Consider the following 9,415-nt stretch of genomic DNA (forward strand, 5'->3'; position numbering starts at 1 on the left):
CATATATACGGCAAGGCGAAGCTGACGTGGTTTGAAGAGATTTTCGAAGAGTATTAAATGCTGAAAAGTTGTCCTAGCAGAAAGGTAACTCCCATGGTTAAAAGACCAATAGCTAGGTTCCGAATCATAGCTGTTTTGGTTGGGGCTTTTCCAAGTTTGGCACTAGTGTAACCAGTGAGAAGAAGGGCCACACCGACGATAAGGACAGTAGCAGGAATGCGGTATTCACTTGGGAAAATAGTTACTGACAGCATTGGTGGTAAGCTACCAAGGAAAAAAGAAATAAAGCTAGAGATAGCAGCATGCCAAGGATTGGTAAACTCTTCATACTCAATACCGTATTTTTCCTCTACCAAAGCCTTGAGTGGATTATTTAAAAAGGCTTTGTTGGTCAAGAGTTGAGCAGAGGTTTCGCATTCTCCATTTTGGATATAGGCAGCATAGAGGGACTTTTTGGCTAGTTCCATATCTTGGTCTAGCAAGAGCTGCTCACGCGCAACGGCTGATTCCTCAGTATCTTTTTGAGTTGAAACGGATACATATGCTCCACCAGCCATTGAAAAGGCACCAGCTAAGATAGCTGCAAATCCTGATAAAAAGATAATCCAGATATTGGTCGTGGCACTAGCAACTCCGATAACCACACCAGCAATGGAAATAATCCCATCATTGGCACCAAGAACACCCGCACGCAGGATATTTAAACGACCTGCAAAATTTGAATCAATTTTGTGATTTGTTTCTGACATACTATTCTCCTTTTTATCCAGTATAAAGGAAAGAGGTAATGAAATCAATCTTTTAAAAGTATCTGAAAAAAGTTGCACGATTTTAATGATATAAAAATGTCGACATCTTCTCTAATAGGTCAAATACCGAAGGTAAAGAGTATAGAATAGCATAAAAATTTTAAATTAAATAGGATAAACATTTTGTTCACTTTATAATCGTTTACAAGAGAATAATGAGTATTAAATCAAATAAAATCCAACTATTTTGCGAACTTTTTATATTTTTTTCGTAAAAGGCTTTACAAGTTCTTAAAAACATGATATAGTAATAAAGCTTAGAAAATGAGATGATGTTTTCTAGCAAATATAAACCCGAGTAAAAAATGCCTACGGACAGGCAGGGTTGAATGCCGAAGCGTGGTTGAAAAACCACATTATTGATAGGGTTAAAAGCCTACTTTTATAAGTTGATGTTAGGACACTTGTCCTAATTCATAAATTTTTAGTGTGGTGAAAGCACACGTCATCTTGTGAAACGATCAATAAAGTACGTAATATTTGCTACTAGAGAGTTAGGAAACATCGGGAACAGACATACTCAACAGAAACAAACATAAAAACGTCAGAAGATTGCAGAGCAGGTGGAAACCTGCTCTTTTTTCATGAGTCAACCTTTAGTCGCCTTTATCTTCTTGAGGCACTAAAAATACGGTAAAGGAGTAAGTCTTGAAGAAGTTAGATCAAAACCAAGCCCCAATTTATGAGGCTTTGGTGAAGTTACGCAAGAAAAGGATTGTTCCCTTTGATGTTCCAGGTCACAAGCGTGGACGAGGAAATCCAGAACTTGTCGAACTGTTAGGTGAAAAATGTGTTGGCATTGATGTTAATTCGATGAAACCCTTGGATAATCTTGGTCACCCCATTTCGATTATTCGGGATGCAGAGGAGCTGACAGCTGATGCTTTTGGAGCTAGCCATGCCTTTCTCATGATTGGAGGAACAACTTCATCGGTGCAGACTATGATTCTGTCAACCTGCAAGGCAGGAGATAAGATTATTCTGCCACGTAATGTCCACAAATCTGCTATTAATGCGCTGGTTCTGTGTGGTGCTATTCCCATCTATATCGAGATGAGTGTAGATCCTAAGATTGGTATCGCTTTAGGTCTTGAAAATGACCGAGTAGCCAAAGCCATAAAGGACCATCCAGATGCCAAGGCCATTTTGATTAACAATCCTACTTACTATGGAATCTGTTCAGACCTAAAGGGGTTGACAAAAATGGCTCATGAAGCTGGTATGATGGTTTTGGTAGATGAGGCCCACGGAGCGCATTTGCATTTCACTGATAAACTTCCAATTTCTGCTATGGATGCAGGAGCTGATATGGCAGCAGTTTCCATGCATAAATCTGGTGGGAGTTTGACCCAAAGTTCGCTTCTTTTAATCGGGGAGCAGATGAATCCTGAATACGTACGTCAGATCATCAATCTTACTCAGTCAACATCCGCCTCTTACTTGTTGATGGCTAGTTTGGATATTTCACGTCGCAACTTGGCCCTTCGTGGTAAAGAGTCGTTTGAAAAGGTCATTGAACTGTCTGAGTATGCTCGCCGTGAAATCAATGCTATCGGTGGATACTATGCCTACTCAAAAGAGTTAATAGATGGTGTGTCGGTCTGTGATTTTGATGTAACCAAGCTGTCAGTTTACACTCAGGGTATTGGCTTAACAGGTATCGAGGTTTATGACTTCCTACGAGACGAATACGACATTCAGATTGAGTTTGGTGATATTGGCAATATCTTGGCCTATATTTCGATTGGTGACCGCATCCAAGACATCGAGCGCTTGGTCGGTGCTTTGGCTGACATCAAGAGACTCTATTCACGAGATGGGAAGGACTTGATAGCAGGAGAATATATTCAGCCCGAGTTGGTGTTATCTCCTCAGGAAGCCTTCTATTCAGAGAGAAAAAGTTTAACCTTGGACGAATCTGTTGGACAAGTCTGTGGAGAATTTGTCATGTGCTATCCTCCAGGGATTCCTATCTTGGCTCCTGGTGAACGCATTACACGAGAGATTGTGGATTATGTCCAATTTGCCAAGGAACGTGGTTGCTCCCTCCAAGGGACGGAAGATCCAGAGGTCAATCACATCAACGTCATTAAGAGAAAGGAGAACTAGATGGATTTATGGTTTTCTGAAGTTCATACTCCAGATGTGAAATTGTCCCTGAGAACAGCCAAGCAACTCTACGCTGGTAAAAGTGAATGGCAGGATATCGAAGTCTTGGATACCCCAGCTTTTGGGAAAATACTGATTTTAAATGGGCATGTCTTGTTTTCAGATGCGGATGATTTTGTCTACAACGAAATGACGGTTCACGTCCCCATGGCTGTGCATCCCAATCCCAAGAAAGTTTTGGTAATAGGGGGTGGCGACGGTGGTGTTGCCCAAGTATTAACACTCTATCTAGAATTGGAACAAATCGACATTGTGGAACCAGATGAGATGTTGGTTGAAGTCTGTCGTGAGTATTTCCCAGATTTTGCCGCAGGGCTAGATGATCCTCGTGTTACCATTTACTATCAAAATGGGCTACGCTTTTTGCGAAACTGCGAAGATGACTATGATATTATCATCAACGATGCGACAGATCCATTTGGACATACGGAAGGGCTCTTTACCAAGGAATTTTACGGTAACAGTTACAGAGCCTTGAAAGAAGACGGTATCATGATTTACCAGCATGGGAGTCCTTTCTTTGACGAAGATGAGTCAGCTTGTCGAAGCATGCACCGCAAGGTCAATCAAGCCTTTCCAATCAGTCGGGTCTATCAGGCCCATATCCCAACCAGCCCAGCTGGCTATTGGTTGTTTGGATTTGCATCGAAAAAATATCACCCTGTCAAAGATTTTGACAAGGAAGGCTGGAAAAAACGCCAGCTTTTCACAGAATACTACACTGCAAACTTACACGTGGGAGCCTTTATGTTGCCCAAATATGTAGAAGACATTTTAGAAGAAGAGGAAGGAAAAAAATGAGTCGTTTATTAGTTATTGGATGTGGGGGTGTTGCCCAAGTTGCTATTTCAAAGATTTGTCAGGATAGCGAAACCTTTACAGAGATTATGATTGCTAGCCGTACCAAGTCAAAATGTGATGACTTGAAAGCGAAGTTAGAAGGGAAAACTACGACAAAAATTGAGACAGCTGCTCTTGATGCTGACAAGGTTGAAGAAGTGATTGCCCTGATTGAAAGCTACAAGCCAGAAGCTGTTTTGAACGTAGCTCTGCCTTATCAAGATTTAACCATCATGGATGCTTGTTTGGCGACTGGAGTTCACTATATCGATACAGCTAACTACGAGGCAGAGGATACAGAAAATCCTGAGTGGCGTGCCATCTATGAGAAACGTTGTAAGGAACTTGGCTTTACAGCCTACTTTGACTACTCATGGCAATGGGCTTATCAAGAGAAATTCAAAGAAGCAGGCTTGACTGCTCTTCTTGGTTCTGGTTTTGACCCAGGTGTGACCAGTGTCTTTTCAGCTTATGCCCTCAAACACTATTTTGATGAAATCCACTATATCGACATTTTAGACTGTAATGGTGGAGACCACGGTTATCCATTTGCGACAAACTTCAACCCAGAAATCAATCTCCGCGAGGTTTCTGCGCCAGGTTCTTACTGGGAAGATGGGAAATGGGTCGAAGTCGAAGCTATGTCTATCAAGCGTGAGTATGATTTCCCTCAAGTTGGACAAAAAGATATGTATCTCCTCCACCATGAAGAAATCGAATCATTGGCTAAGAACATTCCAGGTGTTAAACGCATTCGCTTCTTTATGACCTTTGGTCAATCTTACTTGACGCACATGAAATGTCTTGAAAATGTTGGACTCCTTCGTACGGATACCATTAACTTCAATGGACAAGACATTGTTCCAATCCAATTTTTGAAAGCCTTGCTTCCAGATCCAGCCAGCCTTGGGCCACGTACAGTCGGAAAAACCAATATTGGATGTATCTTTACAGGTGTCAAAGACGGTGTCAAAAAGACTATCTACATCTACAATGTTTGCGACCATCAAGAGTGCTATGCAGAAGTCGGGTCACAAGCAATTTCATACACGACAGGCGTTCCAGCAATGATTGGGACAAAATTGGTTATGAATGGTACTTGGAAACAAGCTGGAGTGTATAACCTTGAAGAGTTGGATCCAGATCCATTCATGGAAGCTTTGAATGAGTATGGTTTGCCATGGGTTGTGGTTGAAAATCCACAAATGGTGGACTGATGAAACTAGAACAAGTACCAACACCAGCTTATGTCATTGACTTGGCCAAGTTAGAAGCCAACTGTCGCATTCTACAATATGTTCAAGAAGAAGCTGGTTGCAAGGTTTTGCTTGCCCAGAAGGCATATTCCCTTTACAAAACCTATCCCTTGATTAGCCAGTATCTATCTGGTACAACTGCAAGTGGTCTCTATGAAGCTAAGCTAGCTAGGGAAGAATTTCCAGGAGAAGTCCATGTATTTGCGCCAGCCTTTAAGGATGCGGACTTGGAGGAATTGCTAGAGATAACGGACCATATCGTCTTTAACTCAGAGAGACAGTTGCGTAAGCATGGGGCTCGTTGTCGGGAGGCTGGTATCAGTGTTGGTTTACGTCTCAATCCTCAATGTTCAACTCAAGGAGATCACGCGCTCTATGACCCTTGTGCACCAGGTTCTCGCTTTGGCGTTACACTAGATAAAATTCCTAGTGATTTGCTGGATGTGGTAGACGGTCTTCATTTTCATACCCTTTGCGAGCAGGGAGCAGATGATTTAGAGACAACTTTGAAAGCTGTAGAAGAACAGTTTGGTCCCTACTTACATCAAGTTAAATGGCTCAATGTGGGGGGCGGACACCACATCACAAGAGAAGGTTACGATGTGGATTTGCTGATTTCAGAAATCAAGCGTATCCGAAAAACTTATAATCTTGAAGTCTATATCGAGCCGGGTGAAGCCATTGCGCTTAATGCTGGCTATTTAGCAACAGAGGTTTTGGATATTGTCGAAAATGGGATTGAAACGCTGGTCTTGGATGCTTCAGCGACCTGTCATATGCCGGATGTACTTGAAATGCCTTATCGACCACCATTGAGAGATGGCTATGAAGCACAAGAAAAGGCCCATACCTATAGACTTTCTTCCAATACCTGCCTGACGGGCGATGTGATTGGTGATTATAGTTTTGAAAATCTAGTCCAAATCGGAGACAGACTTTATTTTGAAGACATGGCCATTTATTCCTTTGTCAAAAACAATACCTTCAACGGCATTGGGCTCCCAAGCCTCTATATCATGGATAAGAATGGAGATTGTGATTTGGTCAAATCCTTTGGCTATCAAGACTTTAAAGGGAGATTATCATGATGGACAGTCCAAAAAAATTAGGCTATCACATGCCAGCAGAGTACGAAGCACACCATGGTACCCTCATGATATGGCCGACTCGACCAGGATCATGGCCTTTTCAAGGAAAAGCTGCTAAAGCAGCATTTAGCCAGATTATCAAGACCATAGCAGAAGGGGAAAGAGTCTATCTTTTGGTGGAGCAGGATTATCTATCTGAAGCCCAAGACTACCTTGGAGATAGCGTTGTTTATTTAGACATTCCCACCAATGATGCCTGGGCGCGTGATACAGGTCCGACTATTCTTGTCAATGATAAAAGAGAAAAGTTGGCAGTCGATTGGGCTTTTAATGCCTGGGGTGGCACCTATGATGGTCTTTATCAAGATTATGAAGATGATGACCAAGTAGCCAGTCGTTTTGCTGAGGCCTTGGAAATGCCTGTTTACGATGCTAAGCCTTTCGTCCTTGAAGGCGGAGCGATACATAGCGATGGTCAAGGAACCATTCTCGTGACTGAAAGTTGCCTTCTCAGTCTTGGTCGCAATCCTCATCTAAGCAAAGAGGAAATCGAGAGTACCTTATTAGAGTGCCTTGGAGCTGAAAAAGTTATCTGGCTGCCTTATGGTATTTATCAGGATGAAACCAATGAACACGTTGACAATGTTGCAGCCTTTGTTGGTCCTGCTGAGCTTGTTTTAGCTTGGACAGATGATCAAAACGATCCCCAGTATGCCATGTCAAAAGCAGATCTCGAACTCTTAGAGCAAGAGACAGATGCAAAAGGACGGAAGTTTATCATTCATAAATTGCCTATCCCTGCAGTTCGACAAGTTGTGACAGAAGAGGATTTGCCAGGCTACATATATGAAAAAGGAGAAGAAGAGCGATATGCAGGTGAAAGGCTTGCTGCTTCCTATGTCAATTTCTATATTGCTAACAAGGCAGTCTTAGTTCCACAGTTTCAAGATGTCAATGACCAAGTAGCCTTAGATATTCTCAGTAAGTGTTTTCCAGACCGTAAAGTTGTCGGAATACCAGCCAGAGATGTTCTCTTAGGTGGTGGCAATATCCACTGTATCACCCAACAAATCCCAGAATAGGAGAAAAAGATGAGAAATGTAAGAGTTGCAGCCATTCAGATGCAATGCGCTAAGGATGTGGCAACAAATATCCAAACCGCAGAGCGTTTAGTACGTCAGGCTACAGAACAAGGCGCACAAATTATTCTCTTGCCCGAGTTGTTTGAACGTCCCTATTTCTGTCAGGAACGTCAGTATGACTACTACCAGCATGCCCAGTCGGTGACAGACAATACAGCTATTCAGCATTTTAAAACCATTGCCAAGGAGCTAAAGGTCGTTTTACCAATCAGTTTCTATGAAAAAGATGGTAATGTCTTGTATAACTCTATTGCCGTCATTGATGCAGATGGTGAGGTGCTGGGTGTTTATCGAAAGACCCACATACCAGATGACCATTATTATCAAGAAAAATTTTATTTCACACCTGGCAACACAGGTTTCAAGGTCTGGGATACTCTCTATGCCAAGATCGGGATCGGTATCTGTTGGGATCAATGGTTCCCTGAAACAGCCCGCTGTCTTGCGTTAAATGGTGCTGAATTGCTCTTTTATCCTACAGCCATTGGTTCAGAGCCAATTTTAGATACGGATAGTTGTGGTCATTGGCAACGTACCATGCAAGGACACGCAGCAGCAAATATTGTTCCAGTCATCTCAGCCAATCGTTATGGATTGGAAGAGGTCACGCCTAGTGAGGAAAATGGCGGACAGAGTTCCAGTCTTGACTTCTACGGTTCCTCCTTTATGACGGATGAAACAGGAGCTATTCTAGAACGAGCTGAAAGACAAGAAGAAGCTGTTCTGTTAGCTACTTATGACCTAGACAAGGGAGCAAGTGAACGCCTAAACTGGGGCTTGTTTCGAGATAGAAGACCAGAAATGTATCAACGAATTACGGACTAGTAGGGGAGAAATGAGAGGTTCATTCTGCTAGACTAACTTCTTATTAGCAACTATAAGATACTATGGTATCTAGTAAATCGATTTTTATGATTCACTATTCTTTTATCTTGATTAGTCCGTATTTTATACTAGACTTCCTGCAAAACTAGAATCCTAGTTCATGATTGATAATACCAACAATCAAATTCATTCGTAATCTGAAGCGTTTACGATGATTTNNGACAGTCAAATCGATTTCTAACAATGTTTTAGAAGTAGAGGTGTACTATTCTAGTTTCAATCTACTATACTTTGGCAAAAATATTCTCAACCTTGATTCTCTCCTTAGATAGCGCATGGTTATAGGCTTTATCTTCAGCTATTAGCGGCTTGAGTTTGCTGGATTTACGTGGAGTTTATGCTTGAGGATATATCTTCATGAGCCCTTGATAAGCACTGTCAGCCAAGATTTTACCAGCTTGTCCGATATTTCTGCGATTCATTTTGAACAACTTCATATCATGACAATAGTTCACAGCGAGCTCCAAAGAAACAATTCTCCCTTGACTTGTGACAATCGCCTGAGCCTTCATAGCGTGGCATTTCTTTTTACCAGAATAATTCGCTAATTCTTTTTTTAGGGCGATTGATTTTTACTTCCGTCGCATCAATCATTACCGTGTCCTCAGAACTGAGAGGAGTTCTTGAAATCGTAACACCACTTTGAACAAGAGTTACTTCAACCCATTGGCTCCGACGGATTAAGTTGCTTTCCTGAATACCAAAATCAGCCGCAATTTGTTCATAAGTTCGATATTCTCGCACATATTGAAGAGTGTCCATAAGAAGGTCTTCTAGGCTTAATTTAGGTTTTTATCCATCTTTTGCGTGTTTAATTTTTAATACAGCTAACATCTCTTCAAAAGTGGTACGCTGAATACCAACAAGACGATTAAATTGTGCATCAGTTAGTTGTTTACTTGCTTCATAATTCATAGAACTACTCTACCATGTTTTGTTTCGCAGGAAAGTCTATTATATTTAAGGATATTTGAAAGCTGTATTTTAGAAAAACAATTATGGAGTTTTGATATTTTCTTAGTTTCAAACAAGCATGTTATAATAAAGCTATGGCATATAGTACAGATTTTAAACATCGAGAATTAGATTACATCAAAGAGGGGCACAGCCATGTCGAGGCAGCCAAGGTTTTTGATGTTGGCGTCAGAACTCTCTTCATGTGGGAAAAGAAAGACGTGAACAAGGACACTCATACTAAACTAAAATCAAAAAGCATTATATAATAG

General features: G+C 41.4%; 7 protein-coding genes and 2 pseudogenes. 7 read left to right on the forward strand and 2 right to left on the reverse strand.

Annotated features, from left to right (window positions below; all coding sequences use genetic code 11):
* Positions 1–53: 53 nt before the first annotated feature.
* Positions 54–749: a VIT family protein gene (locus HT719_RS03680; protein WP_172928266.1), complete on the reverse strand. Its 696-nt coding sequence runs from the start codon at positions 747–749 to the stop codon at positions 54–56.
* Between the two features lie 708 nt (positions 750–1,457).
* Here HT719_RS03680 and HT719_RS03685 point away from each other — a divergent pair.
* The 6 genes from HT719_RS03685 to aguB are packed head-to-tail and all read left to right on the forward strand — an operon-like array spanning position 1,458 to position 8,129.
* Complete coding sequence (locus HT719_RS03685; RefSeq protein ID WP_172928268.1) at positions 1,458–2,918, forward strand: aminotransferase class I/II-fold pyridoxal phosphate-dependent enzyme; 1,461 nt, start codon at positions 1,458–1,460, stop codon at positions 2,916–2,918.
* Positions 2,919–3,779: a polyamine aminopropyltransferase gene (gene speE, locus HT719_RS03690; RefSeq protein WP_172928270.1), complete on the forward strand. Its 861-nt coding sequence runs from the start codon at positions 2,919–2,921 to the stop codon at positions 3,777–3,779.
* A complete protein-coding gene (locus tag HT719_RS03695; RefSeq protein ID WP_172928272.1) occupies positions 3,776–5,035 on the forward strand; it encodes a saccharopine dehydrogenase family protein in 1,260 nt (419 codons plus the stop codon). Before speE ends, HT719_RS03695 begins: the two co-directional genes overlap by 4 nt.
* Positions 5,035–6,162, forward strand: coding sequence for a carboxynorspermidine decarboxylase (gene nspC, locus HT719_RS03700; RefSeq protein WP_172928274.1), 1,128 nt, complete (start codon positions 5,035–5,037; stop codon positions 6,160–6,162). Before HT719_RS03695 ends, nspC begins: the two co-directional genes overlap by 1 nt.
* Positions 6,159–7,244 (forward strand): agmatine deiminase, encoded by a 1,086-nt coding sequence (gene aguA / locus HT719_RS03705; RefSeq protein ID WP_172928276.1) that lies wholly within the window; start codon positions 6,159–6,161, stop codon positions 7,242–7,244. Before nspC ends, aguA begins: the two co-directional genes overlap by 4 nt.
* A 9-nt stretch (positions 7,245–7,253) precedes the next feature.
* Positions 7,254–8,129 (forward strand): N-carbamoylputrescine amidase, encoded by an 876-nt coding sequence (gene aguB, locus HT719_RS03710; protein WP_172928277.1) that lies wholly within the window; start codon positions 7,254–7,256, stop codon positions 8,127–8,129.
* A 145-nt stretch (positions 8,130–8,274) separates the two neighbouring features.
* Here aguB and HT719_RS03715 read toward each other — a convergent pair.
* A pseudogene (locus tag HT719_RS03715) lies at positions 8,275–9,104 on the reverse strand (IS5 family transposase).
* 134 nt (positions 9,105–9,238) lie between these two features.
* Between HT719_RS03715 and HT719_RS03720 the strand changes: the two are divergent.
* Positions 9,239–9,378, forward strand: a pseudogene (locus HT719_RS03720) (IS630 transposase-related protein); the annotation flags it as partial.
* Positions 9,379–9,415 lie beyond the last annotated feature (37 nt).

This window comes from Streptococcus sp. k-378 (assembly GCF_013277505.1).
Lineage (GTDB): Bacteria > Bacillota > Bacilli > Lactobacillales > Streptococcaceae > Streptococcus > Streptococcus pseudopneumoniae.